The organism is Shewanella bicestrii, assembly GCF_002216875.1.
GTDB classification, from domain to species: domain Bacteria; phylum Pseudomonadota; class Gammaproteobacteria; order Enterobacterales; family Shewanellaceae; genus Shewanella; species Shewanella seohaensis.
Map to the genome: position 1 here is coordinate 1,341,096 of NZ_CP022358.1, position 24,056 is coordinate 1,365,151.

The following is a 24,056-nucleotide window of genomic DNA, read 5'->3' on the forward strand; positions in this document are numbered from 1 at the left end:
TGTATACAATTTTGTTTTTTCGGCATCACTTTGCAGTAACAAGGGTTGTGATCTTAGACTAATTTCCAAATTGAAATGTTATCTTTATCACTCAGTTCTTCCGACTAATTCTTACAAATTAGCTACTTAAGTTTTATTCAATCGCTAATATTTACCCATTATGCTAACATTCGCCATCTCCGCTCGGGGTCAGAGGGGAGCACATGTATCAGTGGAGTTGGCGATGCAAACATTAACAATAGACGTGGGCGGTAGCAAAGCCCTGTTTGAACTTCAACTCAAGGGGCATACAGAACAATATAAAATCCCCACGGGTGAAGGCTTTAAAATTGAAGATTTAAATGATCAAATCGCGGCGCTGGAACGGGATTATGATTTACAGCACTACCATTTAGCGATCGCTGTACCAGGACTCGTACAACAGAATCGTTTGGTGTCCTGTAAATCGCTGCCCGGTCTCAATGGGCTAAGCTTTGAAACCTTGAAAACCCAAGGTGAACTTAAGTTTATCTGCAATGATATCGACGCCGGTATGCAGGCAACCTGTGATGAAAAATATGCCTGTGAGTTGTTAGTCATGTGTGGCACTGGGATTGGCATGTCGATCGCGTTGAGCGGCAAGGCTTTTACGGGGGCTACGGGAGTGGCGGGGGAGCTTGGGCATTGCCGAGTGATGACGGAGGCGGGGGAGTTTAGTCTCGAGCAGCTCGCCAGCGGCGATTCTATCCGCAGCCGTAAGATTTCCACCGCCGATGATTTATATCTCGCCGGCACTTATCTGGGAATGGGGTTAGCGTGGGCGGTCAATCTGTTTAATCCTAATCGGATTTGGTTAGCGGGCGGCATGATGAACAGCGCGCCGTACTACAAGGGTTGTCTGGATAGTTTAAGACGCATGGCTCTCAGTGCACCGTTAGCCGAAATGAAGATTAATCGTGTCGATGATATGGAGACCTTAGTCTGTCGTGGCTTATCGGTGATCTTGGCTAGGGATTACTCGAAGGACGCCGCCTAACGGTTTTCGATTGAGGTGCGGATAGACCAAGATTGAGGTGTGATAAGTTCGTTCAGGCTATTAATCTTGGCTTACTGACGCTGATATTGGTTCAGATATTGGTTTCTTTTGGGTCGAGAACAACAGCATGCGGCCATCGGATTTGTGTGTTTGCAGTGCACTCTGCATATCACCTCGTTCGATGACCGCATTTTTGTTTGCACGAGTTATCAAGTTGCGTCTTGCAAACCGCTTTCTTAAGACTTTCGATTTATTTTTATTGTCTTCCCTATTGGCGATACGAGTCGATGATAGGAGCCATAGCTTAAGCAATCCTTTTAAATACAATTCATTGCTTATTTTTTGCACTCAATGGTTTTACTTTTCTTTAAAGCCAATACTGCGTTGATAATCGGTACAACGGCCCGTTTGTTAATATTTAGTTGCAATTTAACGCTATAGCGGCATATGCTAATTAACGCAATGACAACGTTGTCATTAGTGAAAAAGGCAAACCAATTGAAAGATTGGGACGCAAAGCCTCCGGTCTAAGGGTTCGTTTGTACCTATGATAGCGGGGATACCACAGGTTGTTTCTTCATGCTGCCGTTGTACGCACATGGTTTTAAGAGTGTTGTTTCCTGTCTACGCTTTGTTTGCCTTATTGATGCATAACTTACTCAATAGGGAAATCTCATGTTTAAGACTCAAATCTCCACCTCGGCGATGCTGGTGGCCTCTGTGCTGGCATCCGCTGCCAGTTTTCAAGCCTTTGCGGCGCTCCCCGGTAAACCGACTTTAGGTTGGGGGGAAACCAAGTTTGCCATTATCGAGGTGAATCAAGCTGCCTCAGCCTATAACCAATTAGTGACGGTTAAAGATGCCGCCGATGTGTCGGTGACGTGGAACTTATATAACGGCGATATCGGCAATAAGGCGCAGGTGTTACTCAATGGAAATGTAGCATGGGAAGGTCCATCGAGTGCGGCGGGTACGGCCAATTTCAAGGTCAATAAGGGCGGGCGCTATCAAATGCGCGTGCAGCTTTGTAATAACGAAGGTTGCAGCGCCAGTGATGCGAGGGAAATCTTAGTCGCCGATACCGATGGCAGTCATTTACTGCCACTCAATGCGCCTTTGAAAGAAAACAATCGTCCCTATGCGAATAAATCCGGCAAAGTGGTGGGAAGTTACTTTGTGGAGTGGGGTGTTTATGGGCGTAAGTTCCCCGTCGATAAGATCCCAGCACAAAACTTAACCCATATTTTATATGGCTTTACACCGATTTGTGGCGGCAATGGCATCAATGACAGCTTAAAGGAAATCGAAGGCAGCTTTGAGGCATTGCAGCGCGCCTGTGCTGGCCGTGCTGATTTTAAAGTGGCGATCCACGACCCTTGGGCAGCGGTACAAATGCCGCAGGCGGGGGTGAGTGAGTATTCCGATCCCTACAAAGGCAACTTTGGTCAATTGATGGCGTTAAAACAAGCCTATCCCGATCTGAAGATCCTCCCCTCCGTTGGTGGCTGGACGCTCTCCGATCCCTTCTACTTTTTAGGGGATAAAACCAAGCGCGATACCTTTGTCGCCTCAGTGAAGGAATTTTTACAGACCTGGAAGTTCTTCGATGGTGTCGATATCGACTGGGAATTCCCCGGCGGCAGTGGTGCTAACCCAAGCTTAGGTAATGCCAACGACGGACAAACCTATGTCACCCTGATGCGTGAACTGCGGGCGATGCTCGATGAGCTCAGCGCCGAAACCGGACGCACCTATGAGCTGACGTCGGCCATCAGTGCGGGTGGCGATAAGATTGCTAAGGTCGATTATCAGGCGGCGCAGCAATATATGGATTACATCTTCCTGATGAGTTACGACTTTAACGGCGGCTGGACCAATACAGAGCTTGGACATCAAACCAATCTCTATGAGGCGAGCTGGGATCCTAATACCCGTTACACCACGGACAAAGGCGTAAAAGCCCTGCTCTCTCAAGGGGTGACCCCGGGTAAGATTGTGGTCGGCGCAGCGATGTACGGCCGCGGCTGGACTGGGGTCAATGGCTATAGCGGTAACAATCCTTTCACGGGCACTGCAACGGGCAAAGTGAAGGGCACTTGGGAAGCGGGCGTAGTGGATTATCGCCAGATCGCCAAGGATTATATGGGCGCAGGTTGGAGCTATGCCTATGATGAAACCGCTGAAGCACCATCGGTGTTTAATGCATCTACGGGTGATTTAATTACCTTCGACGATGCTCGTTCTGTTAAAGCCAAGGGTCAATACGTGCTGGCCAATCAGCTCGGTGGTCTGTTCGCCTGGGAAATTGATGCCGATAATGGCGACATTCTCAATGCCATGCACGAAGGTCTAGGTCATGGCGAGGGCACAACGCCACCAGCGAATAAAGCGCCGATTGCCAACGCGGGAGCGGATATCACGGTAACAGGTACAGCGGATGTCACGCTAAACGGCAGCGCGTCGCGGGATCCTGAAAACGGCGCCTTGAGTTATCAATGGAGCCAAGTCTCTGGCCCAAGCTTAAGTATCAGTAATGCGGATATGGCCAATGCTATGGTGCAACTGAGCGGGGCGGCGTCGGATGTGGTGTATGTGTTTAGCCTGCGAGTCACAGATCCTGAGGGATTATCTTCAACCGACACTGTGACTCTCACCCATAAGGCCGAGACGGCAAACCAAGCGCCAGTGGTGACTGTGCCTGCGACTGTAACGCTTGAAGCGGGGCAATCGGTGAGCATCAATGCGACGGCGACCGATGCCGATGGCGACAGCCTCACCTACGCATGGACAGTGCCAAGCGGCGTAGCGGCGAGTGGACAAAACACTGCCACATTGGTGGTGACGGCGCCAGCTGTTACTCAATCGACCCAATACAGTTTGAGTGTATTAGTCTCCGATGGCGCCTTAGATGCCAGTGCTGCCTTGACCTTAACCGTGACGCCTAAGGCGACGGGCGGTCAATGTGACGCAACTGACCCCAATGCGGCCAACTATCCCGCTTGGAATGCGACAAGCATTTACAACACAGGTGATACAGTGAGTTATAACCAACTGGTTTGGAAGGCTAAATACTGGACTCAAGGTAACACACCTTCAAGAACCGCCGACCAATGGCAATTGTTGAGTCAGGTTGAGTTAGGCTGGGATGCGGGCGTTGCCTACAACGGCGGAGCAACGACTAGCTATAACGGTCGTCAGTGGCAAGCCAAATACTGGACTAAGGGTGATGTCCCCGGTGTCGCTTCAGTATGGACGGATATTGGCGCAGCGTCTTGCCCTTAGTATGTAGGGGTTAAAGACAAAAAAGCCCTGCGAATGCAGGGCTTTTTATTAAGGAATTGACCCGTCCTAAATAGCGTTGACACTTTTCAAACTCATTTTGGAGAGTGTAATGACTTCAACAATTAAACGAACTCAACGCGATTATTCCCTCGCTTTTAAATTGGCGGTTGTCGACCAAGTGGAAAAAGGCGAGCTGACCTATAAGCAGGCGCAAGACAAGTACGGTATTCAAGGTTGCTCCACCGTGTTAGTGTGGTTACGCAAGCATGGCAAACTGGATTGGTCCCTAGGGACGCCGCCAACATCAATGCGAGGACAGTTGATGACTGAACCCACCACGCTCACCCCCGAGCAAAAGATAAAAGCCCTCGAAGCCGAACTGGAAGATACCCGCATGAAAGCGGCGTTCTTCGAAGCCATTGTCGAAAAACTCAGAACTGACTACGGGATATCCGTCGTAAAAAAGCCACCCGCGAAACGCTCCAAGAAAAAACGGCCATAGGTTATGGCGTCACCCAATGCTGTCGTTACCTTGGCATCAGTCGCCAGGCGTATTATCAACAATGCCAGCGGCAAACAGAATGGGAGCAAAGGGAGCAACAGGTGGTGCAAATGGTACAATATGAACGGCTACTTCAACCGCGAGTCGGTACGCGTAAACTGCAGTATTTACTCAACAAAATGCATCAAATAGTGATAGGACGAGACCGGTTATTTCGCTGTCTTAGGGCGCATCGTTTGTTGGTCACGCCTAAGCGGGCGTACCATAAAACGACCCATAGCCATCATCGATTTAGGTGTCATCCCAACTTGCTTAAGCCCAGCGAGCAGCAAGTAGACATCAGCCGCTCAGAGCAAGTCTGGGTGGCGGATATTACCTATCTGCCACTGCAAGATAATGAAGCCTATTTAAGCTTGGTGACCGATGCCTGGTCACGAAAAATCGTGGGCTATCATGTTGATGATAATCTTAAAACAGACGGGGTGCTAACGGCCTACAAACGGGCGCTGAAGCAGCGACAAGATAAAAGTAAACCGCTGATACACCACTCAGACCGAGGGATACAGTACTGCTCAAACGCGTATCAAGCGGTTCACGCACAACATGGCGTGACATGCTCAATGACAGACGGATATGACTGCTATCAAAATGCCTTAGCAGAGCGAGTGAATGGCATCTTGAAGCAGGAGTTTTTAACACATAAGCCCGCAACGCTGGAGGAGGCGCGACAAATGGTGACAGAAGCGGTAGCCATCTATAATCAACGGCGGCCACATTTGGCCTTAAAATACAAAACGCCCGATGAGGTTCATCGAGCGTTTTAGGTGGAAATAAGTGTCAACTTATTTCAGGACGAGACAAATACAGCATAAGATTAATTTATCTTCAGCAGCTCAACATCAAAAATCAGTACCGAACCGCCGCCAATTTTGCCAGTGCTGCGGTTGCCATAGGCCAGTTCGCTAGGAATAAAGAAGCGATACTTGTCGCCCTCGACCATCAGTTGCACGCCTTCAGTCCAACCTGGAATAACACGATTTAATGGGAAGGCAATGGGTTCGCCGCGCTCTACCGAGCTATCGAACACAGTGCCATCAATTAAGGTGCCGTGGTAATGCACAGTCACTGTATCACTCGCCTTAGGATGAACTGTGCCAGAGCCTTGCTGTAACACTTGATATTGCAATCCAGAGGCGGTGGTTTTCACCCCTTCTTGGGTTTTGTTTTGCGCTAAAAACTCATTACCTAAACGGATATTTTCTTGGGCCGCTTTTTGGTTATTCATCGAGGTAAAGAAGTAAAAAATCACCCCAGCAATCACAACAACGGCAAGTAACATTTTCATTTTAAGGAGCACCTCAGTCAATTTTGGTCATGTTATCAGTTTTTTAGCCGAAGTGGCTAGCGCCTCGGCTGGGCGCGGTGTTGGATGATTCGCGTTACATTTTCTCACTTTTTAAAATGGTTAAAGGCTTTATCCCGTTTTAGAGATCGCTTAACCTGTGACATTAGACTCTACAAAAACTCAATAAAAACAGATAAGAAGAATAAACAAGGACAGTCTTATGTTAACCAAAGCGGCAAAACCTCTGGTCAAGCTCGTCGACCGATATTTACCCGATCCTTATATCTTTGTCTTGCTCTTAACCTTAGTGGTGCTGATTTCGGCCGTGGTAGCCGAGCAGAAAACCCCACTCGAAGTCATCAATTACTGGGGCGATGGCTTTTGGGCGCTGCTGAGTTTTTCGATGCAGATGCTATTAGTGCTGGTGGCGGGATTTATGCTCGCCAGCTCGCCACCGATTAAGAAATTACTCGATGGCATCGCAGGATTTGCCAAGTCGGCGCCTCAGGCCATTATCTTAGTGACCTTGGTTTCCCTCGCCGCCAGTTGGATTAACTGGGGATTTGGCTTAGTGGTCGGCGCCTTATTCGCTAAGGCCTTAGCGCGTAAAGTGCGTGTGGATTACCGTTTATTGGTCGCCAGTGCTTACTCGGGATTTGTGGTTTGGCATGGCGGCTTAGCGGGCTCGATTCCGTTAACTATTGCCACTGCTGGGCATTTCTCAGAATCACAAATCGGTATTATCCCCACCAGCGAGACCATCTTCGCTAGCTTTAACCTGCTGTTAGTACTTATTTTGTTTGTGGTGATGCCACTGGTGAACCGCTTTATGTTGCCAGAAGATAAAGACTGCATTTATGTTGATCCTAAGGCGCTGGAGGATGGGGGCGCAGACGATAAAGCGGTACAGTTAACGGCCAATACGACTCGCCCTGCGGATAAATTAGAAAACAGTCGCTTGCTCGGTTGGAGTGTCGGCGGCGCGGGACTCGTTTACTTAGGCTATTACTTTGCGGTGCAGGACGGCAGCTTAAACCTTAACCTAGTCAATTTCTTATTTTTATTCCTCGCCATAGTGCTACATCAAACGCCACGCAGTTTATTACTGAGTCTCAACGAGGCCATTAAAGGCGGCGCGGGTATCGTCATCCAGTTTCCTTTTTACGCCGGCATTATGGCGGTGATGGTGCAATCGGGGTTAGCCCAGAGTATTTCCGAAGGTTTTGTGGCCATCGCCAGCGCCGAAAGTCTGCCATTTTGGAGCTTTATCAGTGCAGGGATTGTGAATATTTTCGTGCCTTCGGGGGGCGGACAATGGGCGGTGCAGGCGCCGATTATGTTGCCTGCGGCCGAAGCCTTGGGCGCCGATGTTGCACGTGTTGCTACGGCAGTGGCTTGGGGTGATGCGTGGACCAATCTTATTCAGCCTTTCTGGGCGCTGCCAGTGCTGGCAATCGCCGGATTAAAGGCGAGGGATATCATGGGATTCTGTTTAATGCAGTTGCTGATCACCGGGGGGATTATCAGTATCGCCCTCAGCTGGTTTTAAGATCAAAGTGAGCAGTTTTGATAAAGGGCAATCAACTTGCCCTTTATTTTTATCCTGTTCTTTATTCTCTTTTTTAGCCACTTCACGCCTGAATGTGTTAACACGTTAAGGTTTTAGTGTTTTGACGCAGCTTAAAACCATTTCTGCGGATAGGGGCGTCGACACAGCATATTATGATACAGCCAGCCAAAGGATAGGATCAGCACTAGACCACTGGCGACCGGCGAATATAAAAAGTCCCACTCTTGCGCGGTCAGCATAATAACTAGCGGGTTTGCTCCAGCAGGAGGATGCACTGTGTGGGTCAGCATCATCAATGCGATTCCCGCTCCTACGGCCAACCCTAAACTCAGCGGCGAGACGCCCACACTGTGGAGGATGATAAGTCCCATCAGACTGGTCAGTAGGTGGCCGCAGACAATGTTTCTTGGCTGCGCCAATGGGCTATCGGGAAGGGCAAATAAAATCACCATAGTGGCGCCAAAGGGTGCCATCAGCCACAACAGGTGCGAACTCATTTGCTCCAAGCTTGCTAAGGCACTGATACATAACATGGCACCTATGCCTGCGAGCAGTGCCGGTTTTAATTGCTGTTGGCTTATCACTTTCATTATGTGTCCTTTGAGCCCAACTTGGCTATCGCGCAAGGGCAGTGGGTTATGTGCTGAATATCAATGGCTTCAGCTTGATGGCAGTGTTGGGTTGCCCGTTGACTCCATCCCAGTGGCCGCGTTGCACTTAATTGTGTTGAATCTTTAATAGGTAGACCAATCTGTCTACTTGATATCATCGCATGAGTAGACTGAGTTGTCTACCTGTGAGAAGATACGTTTAAATCCTAATTGCAGAGGAAGGCGATATGCCGCAACCCGAAGTTTTGTCAGATATGCCCTTAGATAAGCGTCAACAGCTCATCAGCACGGCATTTAAACTGTTTTATTTTCAGAGCGTACATGGGGTCGGCATTAACCAGATTTTGCAGGAGTCGGCGATTGCCAAAAAAACCTTGTACCATCATTTTGCCAGTAAGGATGAGTTGGTCGAAGCCGTGGTCCTGTACCGCGACCAAGTGTTTTATCAATGGATAAGCGAGCGAGTCCTGGCGGTCGAAATGGGTAAGGCGGGGATCCGCGCGTTATTTATGGCGCTCGATGATTGGTTTAATCAAAGAGTGCCGCAGCTGTGTGAGTTTCGGGGCTGTTTTTTTATCAATGTGAGTGCCGAATTTACCAATGCCAGCCATCCAGTGCATCGTTTGTGCGCCGAGCATAAACAGCGGGTGGCAGATTTAATCGGTCAGCAAGTGGCGGCCTTGGGCTTGTCCGAGGCCAAAGCGGCTTACCTTGTCGATACCCTATGCCTATTGAAGGAAGGTGCTATAGTGTCGGCGCAGCTGCGCGGCGACACAGGTGCTGCCATGCAAGCGTTAAAAGCTATCGAGCAATTGATTGAAATAGAAACGAATTAGGGTGACTGTTAAATCAATCTATCCATGAAACCCGTTTGGATCCCATAACCCAGTATGGCTAAGTTGGTGACGACCGTGAGCCAAAACAGTTGGCGAAAGGCGGCTTTGACCGATTTATGCCGTAGTAGCTGCTGGGCAAACATTGCGCCGGGCCAACCACCGAGGAGAGACATTAGATGCAGGGTGCTTTCCTTGGTGCGCCAGCGGCCTTTACGCGCCGCCGATTTGTCGAAGGCGTAGGCGATAAAGGTGCATAAACTCAGCAGCAGGTATAAACCCACAATCGCGATGGGCAGCATATGCCACCAAGCTGCGCCGATTAGCATCGCCAGAAAAACCAGCGCTAATAACAAAGGTATCGAACTCTGACGCGAGCGCGCGGCTCTGGGCTTAGCGGCTCTTGATTCTGTGGCTCTAGATTGAGTCACTCTACTTTGAGTTGCTTTTCGCTGATTAACTCTTTGTTGAGTCGCTCGTCGTTCATGTACTGGAGCGGACGGCGTTTTATTGGCTCTTTTGTTGTTCATTGTTCGAGTTCAAATGGCTACTAGCGTTGATGGACTTAAAGGCGAGCTGGCGCCAGAGTTTTTCGAGTGGCCCTTGGTGAAAGTAGCGTAAATACAAGCTTGCCAGTAGCAATTGTAGCAGCGAGTAACCCAGCGCTATCGCCATATAACCGCCCCTGTCGAGGGTTAATAGTAACTCGGGGGCAAAGTGTCGAAAGATAAACACACCGACAATGGATTGCAATATATACAGGCTAAAGGCGAGTTTGCCGACATTTTGCAAAGGCTTTAGCACCGCCGAGCGATTTTGGCAGATTTTAACCAGTATATGGATGTAAATCAGTGCGGTAGGGATAGCGCTTAGCATGACTATGATGTCCGAAAACATCACCAGTATTGGGTTTTGAGTTAATCCCAGCAGGGTATCTAGCGCTGAGAGTACTAAGCTGGCTAAAACCAGCTTGATTAAGGTGTTTCGCTCAAATCCCTGCTTGAAGCTACCCTGGCGATAGAGCGCCATACCGAGCAGCATCAACCCACCCGTGAACCACATTAGCGTGAAGGGAATGACCAGCGCCATGTAGCCGACCTGCATGACATGCAGCAGCAGTTGATTAGGGTAACTCGCTGTCCAAGCGCTGTATTGCTCGGCGAATAAGGGCGATTCGCGGGTAAAGAGTTCGTCACTGCCCATGATGCTGATTAAGCAGATAACCACTAACGAACTGAAAATAAAAATATTGGCCTTACGTTTTAACTCGGCGATGCTGGCATCTCGGTAGCAGAGTGCTAAAAAACCGCTGATCCCATAGGTCAGTAAAATATCACCGGGCCAGATAATGATGCCGTGGATCAGGCCAAAGACAATCAACCATTTCAAGCGTGAGCGCAGCAGCGAATAGGCCGCTAAGCCTTTATCGCTAAATCGTTGGTATTGAATATAAAGCCCAACGCCAAATAAGATGGAAAACAAGCTGATAAAGCGCCCTTCAATAAAGAAATTGCTAAAGGCTTCTTGCACTTGATCTGAGAGTAATGGGATTTGATGGGGCGCATAGCCATAAAAGCTTATCCCCATAAAATAGATATTCATAAAAAATATTCCCAATACCGCTAGCCCACGTATGGCATCGAGGTTGGCATTACGTTCAGTTGGGATAGGCTGATGGGGCGTGTGAGTCGCATCGACGGGATTTCCCCAAGGATCCTGGGCAGCTTGAGTGATAGGTTTGATAGCAGGCATCCTTTTGCTATTAGGGATAATAAACCGAGTCAGCTCGGCGAGATTGAGTTGATAATACAAGGCGCTAGCTTAACAGGCGCTCAAACCAAAGAACACTCAACGACATAAAGCGTTAGGCGCGTGAACCGCTTTGAAAGATATTGGCTATTCGCCAATATCTTCGTTCCACAGTTGTGGCTTGGCGGCGATAAAATCGCGCATTAACTGTTTGCACTCGTGATTGTCTACCACAGTCACCTCAACTCCGCGGGACTGCACATAGGCTTCAGGCCCTTGAAAGGTGACATTTTCACCGACCACCACCTTAGGGATGCCGTAGAGTAATATTGCCCCACTACACATATCGCAGGGGGAGAGAGTCGAATAAAGTGTGGCCTTTTGATAATCGGCGGCGGTTAGTCTGCCGGCATTTTCGAGGCAATCCATTTCGGCGTGCAGCAGGGCGCTGCCTTGTTGCACGCGTTTGTTATGGCCGCGGGCGACAATTTTTCCGTCGATCACTAATACTGAGCCAATGGGGATACCGCCTTCGGCTAATCCTTGTTTGGCCTCATCAATGGCGGCCTGTAAAAATTCATCCATTTCGCTCCCCTGTCTTAGGTTGTTTGGCTTAGCATAGCAGCCTGCAAGCGTTGAGCAAGACAACCTAAGTGGTGATTTCGATTGATGATTAAGCTTGGTTTACTTCTGCGGCTTTTCTGAAATCCATAACTTGATATGTCCCTTCACAACCACCACTCCTTGGGTGTCGTAGGCGGTAACGGGCACCAACATATCGCCGGGCGTCCACTGCTCTGGCGTGACTTCGGCAACACATAAAATATCACTGCCCGCCTTGGCGGTGTAATCTAGGCTCATGCCCTTAGGGATCCAACGCAGGTGAGCCGGAATCGATGCTTCGGCCATCACGCCCATCGCCATTTCTAAGCCGTTACAGATGGCGATAACATGCACGGTTTTTATATGGTTATGAACGGCATGACGTTTTTTAATCAGACAAGCGCAGCGGTTAAGGCGTAATTCAGTGATCAGTGGTTTGATGGTGCCAAAATAAGGCGCCATGCGTGATACCATGATGGAGAAGATTTTTTGGCCAAAGGGTAAGCCTTGGGTTTTATGGTAGAGCGCGAGAACCTTATTGGGCTTAGCGTTTGGGGTTTGTGCGTTAGGGCTCATGGTTATCCTTCATCGGAGTGCAAACTTAAGGTGTTAGTCTTGGGCCGCTGATATTTTTAATGCTTAGCGGCGTGCCTGCTTCTTTCTGGTCGGATGAGTGTAACATTGGGATAACATTAAATGCCAGTCGGCCGAATTAAGTAAACTTCATTTCGCGGTTTTTACGCTAACACCGTATAATCACGACAAATTTGTCATCAATGACACGTCATAATGATTTAACTACAAGGACTCACAGTGAAATATTTGCTGACCTATTTTAAGGGAATGGCCATGGGGGCCGCCGATGTGGTGCCTGGGGTTTCGGGTGGCACTATCGCCTTTATCACCGGTATTCTCGATACCCTGCTCGAAAGCGTTAAGCGTATTAATCCTTCCCTTTGGGGCGTGATTAAGTCGCAGGGGATTAAAGGCGCGTTTGAACATATCAATGGTGGATTTTTACTGAGCCTATTAGCGGGCATCCTGACCAGTATTTTTACCTTCGCTAAACTGATTTCTTGGTTGCTGGTGGCACATCCCATTCCGATTTGGTCATTCTTCTTTGGCCTCATCATCATCTCTGTGGTGCACATGCTTAAACAGGTGAGTGGTTTTACGCTGGCGCGTTTGGGATTATTTGCCTTAGGGGTTCTGGCTGCTTGGGTGATCACTGTACTGAACCCTGTATCGGTCGAGGCCAGCTATTTAAATATTTTCTTCGGCGGTGCAATTGCCATTTGTGCCATGGTATTACCGGGGATTTCGGGCAGTTTTATCTTATTGCTGCTCGGCTTATATCCAGTGGTACTCGCGGCGGCAAAAAATATCCAAATCGATATCTTGGCCTGTTTTGCCGTTGGCGCTTTGCTGGGAATTTTAAGCTTTAGCCATTTACTCTCGGCCTTGCTGCGTAAATACCATGATGCGACCGTAGTATTTCTCACGGGCTTGATGCTCGGCACCTTAGGTAAAATTTGGCCTTGGAAACAAACCTTAACCTGGCGTACTAACTCCCACGGTGAACAAGTGCCGCTATTGGAGCAAAATATTTCGCCGCTGAATTTTGAACAAGTAACGGGCCAACCTTCACAGCTGATGTTAGCTGTTGTGTGTATGATGGCGGCCATCGCCTTAGTTTGGGGTTTAGAGAAGGTCGGCAAACGGGATTAAGCCAATCCTGTGGATGATATAAATAAAAGCAGCGATATTCGCTGCTTTTATGTTTTAAGGCCGATGGAATGTACTCGACTTTTGGGCAATGTTATTTTGCTGGTCCGTTAAGTTACAATCGCGCCTCAGAGTGCAAGCAGTCGATGTTGTGCATCCGTTTAAACTCAGTGAGAGTTTGCAGTTACGATAAGGATATAGTCGTGGAAAAAAAACAGGTCCCCTGGGTTGGCGTGGCGCTAGCCATTTTTGCCTTAGGTCATGTGGTTAACTTAATCATAGATAAGCAAGATTCTGAAATATCCCCAGAGTTAAAGCAGCAAATTTCTGACACTATTCAGGCTCACAGAACACCCGCTTTCGCGAATAATGTCTTGATTCATGAGCCAAACACCCCTGAGATTGCTGAGACTTCGCCCAAAATCCCTATGCCTGCAGAATTAGCCGATGTGAGTCAAATCTACAGCAATCTCAATGCATTTGCGGCGCTCAAACGAGACGGTACTGTAGTCACATGGGGTGATGGCGAGTGTGGTGGTGATAGCAATAACGCCGCCGAGCCTCTACTCAATGTAAAACAGCTGTATGCGGCAGAGGATACCTGCGGCTTTGCCGCGTTAACCCATGACCACAAACTGATCCCTTGGGGAATGGGCGATGAAACTATGCCTTGGACTCGAGGAGTGAGACCTGTACTGCATGATGTGCGCGATTTTGTTGTGGCTAAGGGGCTCTATGCCGCCATTAAGCAAGATGGAAGTGTCGTCAGTTGGTCTTTTGAAGATGCATCAACTGCCGAGCTAAGCTCTGGTAAGCACGCCGCGCCTGCGATGACTAACGTCGTGTCTGTATCTGTTAACTATCGGGCTTTTGCCGCCTTAAAACGGGATGGAACAGTAGTGACATGGGGGCAGGCTAATTATGGTGGCGATAGTCGCGAAGTCGCCTCAGCGCTTAACAATGTGAAACTACTCTATGCTAATGATGATGCTTTTACCGCGATGACAGCGACGGGCAGATTGGTGTCATGGGGTAAGGTAAGAGAGGATCAAAAAGGCCGTGAGCAAGTGGCAAAGCTTAGCCAGCTTGCGCCTGCCGTGAAAGTTGTTGCTTCCCAAAATGGTTTTGCAGCGCTGCTGGCTGACGGTAGTGTTTATGCGTGGGGGGAAGGGGAGTTAACTGAGTATGATGTGCCATTTCCTGCCCGCTTATCTCGTCCAAGTCGCGCCAATAAAGTGATTGATATTTTTGCCAATAATGACGCGTTTGCCGCCTTAACCATAGGTCGTCAACTTATCGTTTGGGGCAGTAAATACCATGGTGCTGATACGTCAGTCCTTAAGGATAAGTTACAAAGCGTGCATAAGGTTTATCCCATTGATGAAGGATTTGTCGCGCTACGTAGGGATAATACGGCTATCGCTTGGGAAGGATGGGAATTGGCAGAAAACCAGCCGCGTTATCAAGAGGTCACTCAGGTAATTAAAGTGGTGACCTATGAACGCGAGTTTGCCTTTTTAAAGCAAGATGGCACTGTGGTTGATGGCCACTCTGGCCCCAAAACTGACATAACTCAAGCAACGGATATTTTCCCTACGGGGTTAGGCTTTACGGTTAAACGCCAAGATGGCTCGATTGCAGTATGGATGCGGGAAGATCCCGCTGTGACGCTAGATAAGCAAGCCGTTGATTTGAGTCACATGCGCGATATTCGCAGTAATTTACTGGATGTGATTGCCCTAATGGACGATGGCACGGTACAGGCTTGGGATGTAACAGGTAGAGCGAGTAATGTGCTCTAAGCCAATGAGCAATCCCATTTAAAGCTAGCAAGCGGATAAAAACAAAGGGCTAAGATGAACATCTTAGCCCTTTTTTTTAAGCGAGGCTTTTCTCGCTTTCCGCCTGATTGGCTTTAATTTCACGCAAATAGCGGTAAATGGAATGCACAGAAATCCCTAATCGCGTGGCGGCCACTTGGGCGCTATCCTTGAGTTCGAAAATCCCTAACTCATGGAGTTGATTGACAATTTCACGACTCTTTTGTGAAGGGGAAATCGCAGGATTCGCACGCACCTCGTGGTTAACACTATCGATAGTGCTGTGCAGCGCCTCATCAATATTGCGCGCAAACACCTCGGGCGAACTGGTCAATTCGCTGCCGAGGAGCTGCTCTGGCATCATAGTGCGCAGCACAGATTGCAGCGGCGCGTCCATATCTGTATTGATGCACAGCAGCCCAATTGGCAGGTTTTTAGGATTACGGATCACTGTGGTTATCGAGCGTAATGTCTTACCGTTGGCACACTTGGTAAGGTAAGAGTTGGAAATATCCTGACCCGTTTTGAGCTTAAGCAAGGCCAGGTTAGTGATGGGCGCACCGACCTCACGGCCAGTGACATGACCATTGGAAATTTTGATCACCGAAGGGTGCTTAGCATCTAAGCTGTGCAGCACGACCTCTGTATGTTGGCCATACATGGCGGCAATCCCATCGACGATATTTTCGATGGACTTGAGTATATCCAAATCGCTTTGGGTTAAGTCTTGCAATTTCACAATATTCGGCCTTTTTCAGCAGCTTATCAGGAATAACCGTCTTATTCAGACATGATGTTAATGATAGTGACATCCGTAGATGACATGCCATTGAGTACCATCTTGCCTATGTTTTTAATGGTTTTCTCAACATCTTTGGCAATGATACCTTGGCCTGAAACGTTTTGGCTGTTGAGCGCCATTAAGAAGGATCGCACCGCCGCACTCGATGAGGTACTGACCTTCATGGCGCAGGAGGCTTTGGCACCATCACAGACCATGCCTGAGCTATCGCTGATGACGTTTTGAATCGCAAAGCAGGATTGCTCGAAACTGCCGCCAGCTAAATACACCATCGCCATAGAGGCGGCGGCACTGGTGACCGTATTGCCACAGAATGCCGATAACGGCGGATAGTGGGACTTGATATAAATTGCCCCGAGGTGGCTCATGATCAGCGCGCGAGCCAGTTTCTCTTCGCTGACTTTATAACACTGGGCGGTGATCACCACAGGAATCGTTGCCGCAATTCCTTGGTTTCCACTGCCTAAATTGCTCATGGCGGGCAGATTGGCACCGCCCATACGCGCATCCGAAGCCGCAGCGGTGAGCATCACAATCTTATTGAGTAAGTCCTCACCGATGATCCCTGCGGCAATGCCGTTTTTCATGGTTCGACCGACTTCCAAGCCATAGGGTTTGGACATGCCTTCATCGGATAATTTACTGTTTAATTCCGAGGCTTTAAGAATAAATTGGATTTGTTCGAAGGGCACTTCTTGGGCGAAGCGGTAAATCGATTCAATATTGATATCGACGCCGTCGCAGATTGAGCCTGTGGCCTTGGTTTGGGCGCTATCGGCGGTAAAGACTAACTCACCATTTAAGCGCTTCTCGGCTATTAAGGTATGGCCGCCGCAGATTTTCACCATGGCTTCTTGTTCGCCAGCGGTTAAGCTCACGCAGCAATAGATAAATTCGTCGGTCTCGGTACGCTCAACCTTCACTTTACCCGCATCAATAAGGGTTTGCGCCTGTGCCACTTGTTCAGGTGTCACGTTGGCCAAGACTTCTAATCCCGCATCGGCATTGCCTGCAAGCGCGCCTGCGGCAGCGGCGATAGCAAGACCGATTTTTCCTGTACCGGGGACATAAACGCCCATCGAGTTTTTATATAAGTTATCAGAAACTTGCACCGCAATTGACTCAGGTTCAACTGGTAACAAGGTGCGTGCTACGGCCGCCGCATAGGCAGCGGCAATCGGCTCTGTACAGCCTAAGGCGGGTTTAACCACTTGGTTAATGATCTGAATGTATTGCTGCCATAGAGGTTTCATCGGGCTACAACCTTACCAATTTATGCGTGAACGTGGGCGATGGCTTCTACTTCCACTTTGACACCCAGTGGAAGATCTTTTACCGCAAAACAGCTGCGGGCAGGGCAGTCGGTTTTGAAATAGGTTTTATAGACTTCATTAAAGGCTGCAAAGTCACTGATCTCACTCAAGTAACAGGTGGTTTTAAGCACGGTTTCTATGCTGCCACCACCGGCTTCAATCACGTATTTCAGATTCTCAAGGCATTGCACAGATTGTTCGCTGATCCCGCCATCGACAACGCCGCCTTTCTCTTTACATACAGGCAGTTGTCCAGAGGTAAAAATCAGGTTGCCATAACTGGTGCCGTGGGAATAAGGGCCAATCGCGGCTGGGGCACGTTCTGCATGAATGATGCTTTTCATTATCTCTCCAATCTGCAAATAAAATTGAATGCTATCGAAATTCTATGTGCAATATTATTTGCATATTTTGGTTTGGTTGCAATTATTTTTTAATGTTTTATGCCGTAAAGACGAGTTTATGCGTCTTTCGGCGGGTTTTGGGCTGAATTGTGAGCGATGGCAATTTGTTCAACAAAAGTTGAGTATTTTGTTTGCCGAGTTTGTTTTGTTCAAATGTATTTGCAAAAAATAACATCAACTCGGTTAGGATGAGATATGGATGCAAGGCTAACGGCGGCACAATGGAAAGAGGATACCCGCTTCGACAGTACGGATTGGGGCTGGATCATTATGAGTATTGGCATGGCGATTGGCGCCGGGATCGTATTTTTGCCAGTGCAGGTGGGGTTGATGGGCTTGTGGGTATTTTTGCTCTCCAGCGTGATTGGTTATCCAGCTATGTATTTGTTTCAGCGATTATTTATCAATACCTTGGCCGAGTCGCCCGAATGTAAGGATTATCCGAGTGTGATTTCGGGGTATCTGGGCAAAAACTGGGGCATCTTACTCGGCGGCTTGTACTTCATTATGTTGGTGATTTGGGTGTTTGTGTATTCCACGGCCATCACCAATGATAGCGCCTCCTTTTTACAAAGCTTTGGCGCGACTACGTCATTGTTGTCTGAAAATCCCTTCTATGGCCTAGCGCTGATCTGCGGTTTAGTCGCATTGGCCTCCCGTGGTGAAAACCTGTTATTTAAGATCTCCACCTTTATGGTGCTGACTAAGCTTGGGGTGGTGGCGGTACTCGGGCTGATGATGGTCGATAAGTGGGATATTAATAATATCGGTAGTGTGCCCAGCACGGGTGATTGGCTAAAGGATGCGATTGTGATGTTGCCCTTTACACTGACATCGATTCTATTTATCCAAAGCTTAAGCCCTATGGTGATCTCTTACCGCTCGCGGGAAAAATCCCTTGCCGTTGCCCGCTTTAAGGCGATGCGTGCGATGAACATTGCTTTTGGAGTGTTGTTTGTGGTGGTGTTTTTCTACGCAGTGTCTTTTACCTTAGCCATGGGACATGAGCAGGCGGTGCGCGCTTCCCATGAAAATATTTCCGCTTTAGCCATGGTGGCCCAGGGCATGCCAGGACAAACCTTAAAACTGCTTAGCCTGACCTTAAATATCTTTGCGGTAATGACGGCGTATTTTGGTGTGTATTTAGGGTTTAGAGAGGCGTGTCAGGGATTGACCATGAATATGCTGCGCCGAGTGATGCCCGAGGAGCGGATCAATAAGTCGTTAGTGGGTTACGGCATCATGATCTTTACCATTTTACTGTCGTGGGGCGCGATTGTATTAAATGCCCCTGTGCTGAGTTTTACCTCTATCTGTAGTCCAATCTTTGGTTTAGTGGGCTGTTTGATCCCCGCCTATTTGATTTATCAAGTGCCTGCGCTGCATAAATATAAAGGGGTGTCGCTGTATATCATTATCGTCACCGGCTTGCTGTTATGCGTCTCTCCTCTGCTTGCCTTTAGTTAATGATTTACCTCCTTTACAAACAGGTATGGCAGTCGTGCTGTGCCTGTTTTTTTGTCTGTGATTGGGACAAATTGTCTTAGTTGTCCCCTTGGCAATGGGGGACTCTGTGCGCTGGTAGTGGTTTTTGTCATGCTGTTCGCGCTGGATGAAATTTGGTGATTGTGCCCGATCGATAACTTTCTATAATCCTTGGCAACTACTTTAGTGGTATCTTTTTTTCTAATGCTTATCAAACTAAGGAATGCCTAATGCAAAGACGTGATTTTTTAAAGGGTGCAGCCATTCTGTCGGCGGCAGGAACCGTGATGCCAGTGTTGGCGGCGTCGACGCAAGCCCTTGCGGTGGCCGATAAAACCTGTGGTCGCCGCCGTTTTACCTTAACCAATACCTATCAGCTCGTCGCGCCAGAAGGCTCTGCGGGCGTGGTGAAGTTATGGGTGCCACTCCCCGAAAACACGGCTTTCCAGCAGGTTGAAAAACTTAACTTTAGCGGGACTTATCAAGATGCCTATATCAGTGCCAATAACCACTATGGCGCTAAAACCCTGTTTGCTACTTGGCCCGATGCCAAGGGCAAGATGACCCTAACGCTCGAATTAGTGATAGAAACCCAAGATTGGGAACCCGTTAAAAGTGGCGAGTTAACCCATTACCGTGCGCCAGCTAAGCCTGAGTATCCTGCCGACGTCGCCATTTACCTAAAGCCAACCAAGCATATGCCTGTAGACGGCATTGTGAAGCAAACGGCGGATAAGATTGTGGGTAAAGAAACCGAGCCGCTCAAGCAAGCACAGTTAATTTACAACTGGGTGAGCGCCAACATGTATCGTGATAATGATGTCATAGGTTGTGGCAGTGGCGATGTGGCCGCCATTCTTGAAAGTGGCAAACTCGGCGGTAAGTGTACCGATATCAACTCAGTATTTGTGGCGCTGATGCGCGCAGTCGGTGTGCCTGCCCGTGAAATGTTTGGTATTCGTTTAGGGCAAGCCATCAAGATGGGCCATTATTCCAAAAAAGCCTTTGGCAGCGCCGACGATAAGGGCTTTGCCGATGTGACGGGTGGTCAACATTGCCGTGCCATGTTCTACTTAGCGGGTTATGGTTGGTTACCCGCCGACCCTGCGGATGTGACTAAAATGCGCCTCACTGAGAAGAAGGAACATAGCGACCCTGCGGTACAAGCGGTGAATGATTACCTGTTTGGTAACTGGGAAATGAATTGGGTTGGCTTTAACTATGGCCGCGACTTTGACTTATTCCCCGTGGCGGAGCAGACTCCACTGAACAATTTTGGTTATCCCTATGCCGAAGTGGACGGCGATCCTGTTAATTACTATGAACCAAAAGTCTTTGCCTATGACTACAAGTCAAGCGAGCAGCGCTAAACCGCTGCTTGCCACCATGGCCGCCGCCGTTGTTGCGGCGGTTGCCTCTAGCCTTTGCTGCATCGCGCCCTTAATCTATTTAGTGTTTGGCGTGTCTGCGGCGGGGCTGTCGGGGTTATCGAGTTTAGCTTGGTTACAAGTACCCATGTTGCTCCTATCAACAGGGTTGATTTTGCTGGGTTTTTGGCGCTTGTACTTTGCGAAAAAGCCGCTCTGTACCGGTACATTTAGCCGAGGACAAATGCTATTAGCCTATTGGCTGACTGTGCCTATTGTGCTGGCGTTCCAACTGTATCCCTTTGTTTTACCTTGGCTACTTGAGGTGTTCGAATGAAGCCACTATCACGTATTACACGACTCGTGCTCATCACATCGTTGGGGTTTACCCCATTCACTTGGGCGGATAACGTGCAGGTGACACTCGATGTTAAAGGCATGACCTGCCCACTGTGCGTTACCGTGGTTAATCAGGCGCTGCGTAAAACCGATGGGGTGATCAAAGCCAAGGCGAACCTCAAAACCGAGCAGGCTGTGGTCACAGTCGCCGATGATTTTAACCTCGATAAGTTGATTACTGCAGTCGATGCCACGGGCTACAAAGGCAGCATCAATAAGGTCGAAAAGCAGAGCTGATATTGGCTCAATATCGCTTCAGTAGTAATCTAAAAGGCACAACTTAATTGGGTTGTGCTTTTTTATTATCGGCTATCAGGGCTGGGTTCTATCAAGCGTAACAATATTAATATTGAGTTTTTCGGTCATTAATACCGTTATGGTTAAAGCTAATTAAGTTAATACTTTTGACTGAATAATATTTTGGTTGTCAATATGGCTATTTTACTGCCAACAGTCATATACGATATCGCCCATGGCCTATTATTGGCACCAATAACAGCATTGCATTATGTAGAGCCAGAGGCTTGTCGATGCTGCTTAGTGAATATGCTTGGATGAGGAAAGAATCTAATAACACGCTTACAAAATGAATATTTGCGATTGATGAGCATAACTATGATTTTATAGTATTTTTGTCATATCTGGCTGCGGGTTGAGCTTATGATGGATATTTTAAATCATTTCAGAAAATATATTCCATTCTCTTTTTTGCAACCTTTCTATTACCTTGTTCAATCGTTTTAGTCGCTAGCGTCGTCATCGAATATTATCCGTAAGTTGCTGCAATCCTATTTGGGGATGCTTGATATAGTTCTTTTTACTGTTGAACTTCTACCGCAGCACAGAGCAATTTGAATTCGAAATCGCGCTCACTTTCCATCAATAATATGCTTCGCTCAAATAGAGAACCCGATAAAAATCGCCTCAAAAATGTATTTATGCCCAATTAACAGGCATAATGCGGCGTTTTAATATTCAGTACAGGGAATAACCATGAAGTATTTGGTTAGCGTAGTTACATGTTTTCTCTTATCAGCCTGCTCATTTGGCGATGCCGACGTGGAGTTTAAGCCACAAAAAGGCGATGAGCGCGCGTATCAAGTCTATAGCACTGCCCGCATCTCGGTCGAGGCAGGTGGCCGTAATGAAACGGTGGACACCACATCCCATCAATTACTGCGTTATAAGGTGCTCGAGGCAGGTAAAAATAGCCTCTTCGAAGTGCATGTCGATTATATGAAAATGCAAGATGGCCAAGGGAGTGGCGTGAGCAGCGGTGAACGGGCTGAGCGAAATCCCGAAATGCATGCCATTTTCTCTCAGGGCTTTGAATTTTCATTAGATTTAGATGATGGCAGCGTTAAAGAATTTAGCGCGTTAAATAAACCTGCTTGGCAAGCCATGCTGGCAGAGCGCGGCCTTGAGCTTGAGCAGGAACTTAAAAAGCTCTTTAGCTCATCGGTTTTTATTAATTCGATACCCGCTGAAGTGGGGGCTGTGGTGATGCTTCCGGCCTATCAAGGCCATGCTAACTCAAAGCTTACCGTGTTAAAGGTCACTGACACCCATGTTCTGGCTCAGGTGGAAAGCGAAGGTGAGCAAGCCAAAATATACGGCCAACTTATGCTCGAGCGCGACCGAGGGTGGCTTGTGCAGATGGGGCTAGTGGCAGAGGTGCCCTTTGAGCGTTACGGTTTTAAGGGGACGATGCGCAGCAATGTGATTATGGTGCCCAAGGAGCGTGAGCTGGGCGACCTGTCGCAGCGAGTGGCTTTTGATTACGATTTCCCTCCGGGTGAGTATGAAAAACAGCCTGAATTATCACTTGAAGAGGCCAATAAATCTTTAACCCAAGAGGCGGTATTTGCCTACGATGCGGGTTACTTTGACCTTTATGATGACCAACTCAGCCTTACCTATCAACATGATTTCTCAGGTTTAAAAGCATCGGGAGAGTTTTATCTAACCGATATTACGGCGCACAGTGCCGATGGCAGTGTTTTACCGATACAACTCAGTAAAATTTATCGCTTTAATTTCGCTGAAAAGGATGGTTTTTATAAATCCGTAGAGCAACATTTACTCGTCGGTTGGAATGAACCCTCCGAGCTGTTTTCCCAAGTGACTGAGTTTCGTGCTAAGGCCCACTATCAGGGCGCTAAGCTGGTTAAACTGGCATTAACACCCGATCCAAACAAAACGGTGTCCCTGCAGTATAAAGATTTACAGCTGGAATTTGCTCCGATCCCCGATAAGCCCTTCTCTTATGTGCTCACATCGCGCGACCCAACCCATAAATCTTGGTTAGCGGGGCGATTTGACGGTGCCGAAGGCGCCATGATGAAGTATCAATCGCCGTCGGTAGAAGGGCCTGCTTGGTTAACCTCAGCCGAACGCAATATGTTGGGGTTAGCTGCATCGATGCAATTTGAACCCTCCACCTTGTTTAGTTTTCCGGCCGAGCCACAGGCGCTAACCATCTATGTGAATACACCGGATGAGAGTAGCGAGCTGACCCAAGATGTTCGTTTTATTCCAATGGGGGATTACATGAATAACGTCGCTTATCCCCCTGTGGATCAGCGCACGCTTTACCGTGATGATATGTATGTGCGCTACGATAAGCCGCAAGAGACATTCGTCGCCGATCCCGCCTTACTCGAACCCCAAATGGTGGCTAAGTATGGTGTGAGCCTGCAGTTAAGCGCCGAGCAAGCTGCCGTGTGCTCCTTAACTGTGGTGGATGCGCCCCAAGTTGACGGCCACAGTTTGCAATGGACGCAGATCAAATCCGAAAACAGTATGGCGGAACATCTTGATAAGACGGTTCTATATCAACTCACCAGTGCCGATGGGATCCGTCGTAATTTTTACGATATTAAAGTCAGTAGCGCCCTGAGCTGTACGGGTACGCCCGAATGGCAAGCGATTGCGTATCAACCTAAGCAAGGTTGGCTGATTGATACCACTCAATTGCCAGAACTCGATACCACGCAAACCGTGGGTGAGGTGATGCGCCGTTATCGTTTTTTAAATACGCAGAACATTCCTCTCGCGCCTTTTATGCCGGGGGAGCGCGACGATTTTTATCAACGGCCGTTACAGCAAGTGCTTCATCAAGACCGTTGGTTTGAGCTGCAAGGGCGAGTGCAGGCGATTGAATACCTGAAAGTTAGCGGCGAGCCCGTTAATAAACAGTGGGTTACTGCATTCCCAGCCTTACCTTAAGGA

Annotated in this window: 21 protein-coding genes and 1 riboswitch; of the genes, 12 read left to right on the forward strand and 9 right to left on the reverse strand. The window is 48.3% G+C overall.

Translation table 11 applies throughout. From position 1 onward, the window contains the following. The first annotated feature begins 223 nt into the window (after positions 1-223). The 3 genes from CF168_RS05925 (at position 224) to CF168_RS05935 (ending at position 5,623) form a co-directional block, all read left to right on the forward strand. On the forward strand, positions 224-1,015 hold the full coding sequence (locus CF168_RS05925; RefSeq protein ID WP_086903330.1) for an ROK family protein: 792 nt from the start codon (positions 224-226) through the stop codon (positions 1,013-1,015). 478 nt (positions 1,016-1,493) lie between these two features. Continuing rightward, positions 1,494-1,582, forward strand: a riboswitch (cyclic di-GMP riboswitch). A 108-nt stretch (positions 1,583-1,690) separates the two neighbouring features. Then, positions 1,691-4,297: a glycosyl hydrolase family 18 protein gene (locus CF168_RS05930; protein WP_089067287.1), complete on the forward strand. Its 2,607-nt coding sequence runs from the start codon at positions 1,691-1,693 to the stop codon at positions 4,295-4,297. 109 nt (positions 4,298-4,406) lie between these two features. Continuing rightward, positions 4,407-5,623, forward strand: a protein-coding gene (locus CF168_RS05935) for an IS3 family transposase (RefSeq protein ID WP_089067288.1) whose coding sequence is annotated in 2 segments (ribosomal slippage) — positions 4,407-4,755 and positions 4,755-5,623 — 1,218 coding nt in all. Because the reading frame shifts where the segments join, the coding sequence is not laid out codon by codon here. Positions 5,624-5,673: 50 nt separating this feature from the next. Here CF168_RS05935 and CF168_RS05940 read toward each other — a convergent pair. After that, positions 5,674-6,144, reverse strand: coding sequence for an FKBP-type peptidyl-prolyl cis-trans isomerase (locus CF168_RS05940; RefSeq protein ID WP_089067289.1), 471 nt, complete (start codon positions 6,142-6,144; stop codon positions 5,674-5,676). Positions 6,145-6,364: 220 nt separating this feature from the next. On the opposite strand from CF168_RS05940, the gene CF168_RS05945 reads away from it, so the two are divergent. Further along, positions 6,365-7,693, forward strand: coding sequence for a short-chain fatty acid transporter (locus tag CF168_RS05945; protein WP_089067290.1), 1,329 nt, complete (start codon positions 6,365-6,367; stop codon positions 7,691-7,693). Positions 7,694-7,824: 131 nt separating this feature from the next. Here CF168_RS05945 and CF168_RS05950 read toward each other — a convergent pair whose 3' ends face one another. After that, complete coding sequence (locus CF168_RS05950; protein WP_089067291.1) at positions 7,825-8,304, reverse strand: HPP family protein; 480 nt, start codon at positions 8,302-8,304, stop codon at positions 7,825-7,827. Between the two features lie 248 nt (positions 8,305-8,552). On the opposite strand from CF168_RS05950, the gene CF168_RS05955 reads away from it, so the two are divergent. Next, a complete protein-coding gene (locus CF168_RS05955; RefSeq protein WP_089067292.1) occupies positions 8,553-9,161 on the forward strand; it encodes a TetR/AcrR family transcriptional regulator in 609 nt (202 codons plus the stop codon). Positions 9,162-9,169: 8 nt separating this feature from the next. Here the strand turns inward: CF168_RS05955 and CF168_RS05960 are convergent, their stop codons facing one another. The 4 genes from CF168_RS05960 to CF168_RS05975 all read right to left on the reverse strand — a co-directional run bounded on the left by CF168_RS05960 (position 9,170) and on the right by CF168_RS05975 (position 12,086). After that, complete coding sequence (locus CF168_RS05960) at positions 9,170-9,688, reverse strand: DUF1294 domain-containing protein (protein ID WP_206191658.1); 519 nt, start codon at positions 9,686-9,688, stop codon at positions 9,170-9,172. After that, positions 9,666-10,910: a DUF418 domain-containing protein gene (locus CF168_RS05965; RefSeq protein ID WP_167373578.1), complete on the reverse strand. Its 1,245-nt coding sequence runs from the start codon at positions 10,908-10,910 to the stop codon at positions 9,666-9,668. Before CF168_RS05965 ends, CF168_RS05960 begins: the two co-directional genes overlap by 23 nt. A gap of 144 nt (positions 10,911-11,054) precedes the next feature. Next, complete coding sequence (locus CF168_RS05970) at positions 11,055-11,492, reverse strand: nucleoside deaminase (RefSeq protein ID WP_089067293.1); 438 nt, start codon at positions 11,490-11,492, stop codon at positions 11,055-11,057. 99 nt (positions 11,493-11,591) lie between these two features. Further along, on the reverse strand, positions 11,592-12,086 hold the full coding sequence (locus tag CF168_RS05975; protein WP_011626844.1) for a hotdog fold domain-containing protein: 495 nt from the start codon (positions 12,084-12,086) through the stop codon (positions 11,592-11,594). A 237-nt stretch (positions 12,087-12,323) separates the two neighbouring features. Between CF168_RS05975 and CF168_RS05980 the strand changes: the two genes are divergently transcribed. Continuing rightward, complete coding sequence (locus CF168_RS05980; protein WP_089067294.1) at positions 12,324-13,238, forward strand: DUF368 domain-containing protein; 915 nt, start codon at positions 12,324-12,326, stop codon at positions 13,236-13,238. Between the two features lie 200 nt (positions 13,239-13,438). Then, on the forward strand, positions 13,439-15,037 hold the full coding sequence (locus CF168_RS05985) for a hypothetical protein (RefSeq protein WP_089067295.1): 1,599 nt from the start codon (positions 13,439-13,441) through the stop codon (positions 15,035-15,037). Positions 15,038-15,113: 76 nt separating this feature from the next. Here the strand turns inward: CF168_RS05985 and CF168_RS05990 are convergent, their stop codons facing one another. The 3 genes from CF168_RS05990 to CF168_RS06000 are packed head-to-tail and all read right to left on the reverse strand — an operon-like array spanning position 15,114 to position 17,514. Beyond that, positions 15,114-15,794 (reverse strand): helix-turn-helix transcriptional regulator, encoded by a 681-nt coding sequence (locus tag CF168_RS05990; protein ID WP_089067296.1) that lies wholly within the window; start codon positions 15,792-15,794, stop codon positions 15,114-15,116. A gap of 41 nt (positions 15,795-15,835) precedes the next feature. Next, positions 15,836-17,110, reverse strand: coding sequence for a serine dehydratase subunit alpha family protein (locus CF168_RS05995; RefSeq protein ID WP_089067297.1), 1,275 nt, complete (start codon positions 17,108-17,110; stop codon positions 15,836-15,838). 20 nt (positions 17,111-17,130) lie between these two features. Continuing rightward, positions 17,131-17,514 carry a Rid family detoxifying hydrolase gene (locus tag CF168_RS06000; protein WP_089067298.1) on the reverse strand — a complete coding sequence of 128 codons (384 nt, stop codon included), beginning with the start codon at positions 17,512-17,514 and terminating at the stop codon, positions 17,131-17,133. Between the two features lie 255 nt (positions 17,515-17,769). On the opposite strand from CF168_RS06000, the gene CF168_RS06010 reads away from it, so the two are divergent. The 5 genes from CF168_RS06010 (at position 17,770) to CF168_RS06030 (ending at position 24,053) form a co-directional block, all read left to right on the forward strand. Continuing rightward, positions 17,770-19,041, forward strand: a complete 1,272-nt coding sequence (locus tag CF168_RS06010; RefSeq protein ID WP_089067300.1) for an amino acid permease — start codon at positions 17,770-17,772, stop codon at positions 19,039-19,041. A 248-nt stretch (positions 19,042-19,289) separates the two neighbouring features. Further along, positions 19,290-20,429: a transglutaminase-like domain-containing protein gene (locus tag CF168_RS06015; RefSeq protein WP_086904591.1), complete on the forward strand. Its 1,140-nt coding sequence runs from the start codon at positions 19,290-19,292 to the stop codon at positions 20,427-20,429. A gap of 16 nt (positions 20,430-20,445) precedes the next feature. Next, a complete protein-coding gene (locus tag CF168_RS06020; protein ID WP_086904600.1) occupies positions 20,446-20,763 on the forward strand; it encodes a hypothetical protein in 318 nt (105 codons plus the stop codon). After that, positions 20,760-21,062: a heavy-metal-associated domain-containing protein gene (locus CF168_RS06025; protein ID WP_089067301.1), complete on the forward strand. Its 303-nt coding sequence runs from the start codon at positions 20,760-20,762 to the stop codon at positions 21,060-21,062. Before CF168_RS06020 ends, CF168_RS06025 begins: the two co-directional genes overlap by 4 nt. A gap of 756 nt (positions 21,063-21,818) precedes the next feature. Next, positions 21,819-24,053 carry a hypothetical protein gene (locus CF168_RS06030; protein WP_089067302.1) on the forward strand — a complete coding sequence of 745 codons (2,235 nt, stop codon included), beginning with the start codon at positions 21,819-21,821 and terminating at the stop codon, positions 24,051-24,053. Positions 24,054-24,056: the final 3 nt, after the last annotated feature.

What these genes read in the sequence shown, in the direction of transcription:
- CF168_RS05925 (WP_086903330.1), top strand. Translation starts at nt 224, where the DNA reads ATGCAAACATTAACAATAGACGTGGGCGGTAGCAAAGCCCTGTTTGAA.
- CF168_RS05930 (WP_089067287.1), top strand. Translation starts at nt 1,691, where the DNA reads ATGTTTAAGACTCAAATCTCCACCTCGGCGATGCTGGTGGCCTCTGTG.
- CF168_RS05940 (WP_089067289.1), bottom strand. Translation starts at nt 6,144, where the DNA reads ATGAAAATGTTACTTGCCGTTGTTGTGATTGCTGGGGTGATTTTTTAC.
- CF168_RS05945 (WP_089067290.1), top strand. Translation starts at nt 6,365, where the DNA reads ATGTTAACCAAAGCGGCAAAACCTCTGGTCAAGCTCGTCGACCGATAT.
- CF168_RS05950 (WP_089067291.1), bottom strand. Translation starts at nt 8,304, where the DNA reads ATGAAAGTGATAAGCCAACAGCAATTAAAACCGGCACTGCTCGCAGGC.
- CF168_RS05955 (WP_089067292.1), top strand. Translation starts at nt 8,553, where the DNA reads ATGCCGCAACCCGAAGTTTTGTCAGATATGCCCTTAGATAAGCGTCAA.
- CF168_RS05960 (WP_206191658.1), bottom strand. Translation starts at nt 9,688, where the DNA reads ATGAACAACAAAAGAGCCAATAAAACGCCGTCCGCTCCAGTACATGAA.
- CF168_RS05965 (WP_167373578.1), bottom strand. Translation starts at nt 10,910, where the DNA reads ATGCCTGCTATCAAACCTATCACTCAAGCTGCCCAGGATCCTTGGGGA.
- CF168_RS05970 (WP_089067293.1), bottom strand. Translation starts at nt 11,492, where the DNA reads ATGGATGAATTTTTACAGGCCGCCATTGATGAGGCCAAACAAGGATTA.
- CF168_RS05975 (WP_011626844.1), bottom strand. Translation starts at nt 12,086, where the DNA reads ATGAGCCCTAACGCACAAACCCCAAACGCTAAGCCCAATAAGGTTCTC.
- CF168_RS05995 (WP_089067297.1), bottom strand. Translation starts at nt 17,110, where the DNA reads ATGAAACCTCTATGGCAGCAATACATTCAGATCATTAACCAAGTGGTT.
- CF168_RS06000 (WP_089067298.1), bottom strand. Translation starts at nt 17,514, where the DNA reads ATGAAAAGCATCATTCATGCAGAACGTGCCCCAGCCGCGATTGGCCCT.
- CF168_RS06010 (WP_089067300.1), top strand. Translation starts at nt 17,770, where the DNA reads ATGGATGCAAGGCTAACGGCGGCACAATGGAAAGAGGATACCCGCTTC.
- CF168_RS06015 (WP_086904591.1), top strand. Translation starts at nt 19,290, where the DNA reads ATGCAAAGACGTGATTTTTTAAAGGGTGCAGCCATTCTGTCGGCGGCA.
- CF168_RS06020 (WP_086904600.1), top strand. Translation starts at nt 20,446, where the DNA reads ATGGCCGCCGCCGTTGTTGCGGCGGTTGCCTCTAGCCTTTGCTGCATC.
- CF168_RS06025 (WP_089067301.1), top strand. Translation starts at nt 20,760, where the DNA reads ATGAAGCCACTATCACGTATTACACGACTCGTGCTCATCACATCGTTG.
- CF168_RS06030 (WP_089067302.1), top strand. Translation starts at nt 21,819, where the DNA reads ATGAAGTATTTGGTTAGCGTAGTTACATGTTTTCTCTTATCAGCCTGC.